The 976-nt window shown below is 73.5% G+C and carries 1 protein-coding gene; it reads left to right on the forward strand.

The genetic code is table 11. The annotated features are described in order from the left end of the window. The first annotated feature begins 41 nt into the window (after positions 1–41). Positions 42–686: an ATP/GTP-binding protein gene (locus AA75_RS36995; RefSeq protein WP_082527107.1), complete on the forward strand. Its 645-nt coding sequence runs from the start codon at positions 42–44 to the stop codon at positions 684–686. Positions 687–976 lie beyond the last annotated feature (290 nt).

Here is a 976-nt window from a genome sequence, read left to right on the forward strand (position 1 = left end):
GGCCCTGCTGCCCGACGCACACATCCTCCAGGAGATCGTCCATGGACTCCGCGCACTGTGACCCGGCATCGCCCGGGACCCCCGCGCCGGTCGCGTACCCACGGCCCGCCGACACCCCGGACCTGGCCCTGAAGATCCTGGTCGCGGGCGGGTTCGGGGTGGGCAAGACCACCCTGGTCGGCTCGGTCAGCGAGATCCGCCCGCTGCGTACCGAGGAGCAACTCAGCGCCGCCGGGCGGGGCGTGGACGACCTCGGCGGGGTGGAACGGAAGACCACCACCACGGTCGCGATGGACTTCGGCCGGATCACCATCCGCGAGGGCCTGTCGGTGTACCTGTTCGGCACCCCCGGACAGGACAGGTTCTGGTTCCTCTGGGACGAACTGGCCCAGGGGGCACTCGGTGCCGTGGTGCTCGCCGACACCCGGCGGCTGACCGACTGCTTCCCCGCCGTCGACTTCTTCGAGCACCGCGGCATCCCGTTCGTGGTCGCCGTCAACCAGTTCGCGGGCAGCCGGGTGCACCGGGTCGAGGACGTCTCCGCGGCCCTCGACCTGGACCCGGCCACCCCGGTGGTGCTCTGCGACGCCCGGCGCCGCGACTCCGGCAAGAACGTGCTGATCAGCCTGGTCGAGCACGCCGGACGGGTGCACGCCGCCCGGCTGCTCGCGGAGGTGGCCGGCTAGGAATTCGGCTACCTTCCGGCCCGGTTGAAGGTCGGTCAGGCGCCGGGCCCGGGTCAAACCTGTACGGACAACCCTGTTTGTTTCGACGCCGTCCGCCCGGTGTTCGCGCGGTGTCGGCCTGATCGTGTGCCGGTGCCGTTTGGCTGTCGGCCGGGTGAGCGCGCTCCCGCGCCGCCCGCAGACCGACGAGGGCAGGCAGCATGAGCAGGCGGACCGTGGCGCCCGGGGACCGACCCGGCGAGGCCGCCCGGCGGACGCACGCGGGCCCCCGCGGCCGCGCGCGGCGCCGG

It is taken from the genome of Kitasatospora sp. MBT63 (genome assembly GCF_000710465.2).
In the GTDB taxonomy this organism is placed as follows: domain Bacteria; phylum Actinomycetota; class Actinomycetes; order Streptomycetales; family Streptomycetaceae; genus Kitasatospora.

Coding starts and splice junctions, on each gene's coding strand:
- AA75_RS36995 (WP_082527107.1), top strand. CDS start 42: ATGGACTCCGCGCACTGTGACCCGGCATCGCCCGGGACCCCCGCGCCG.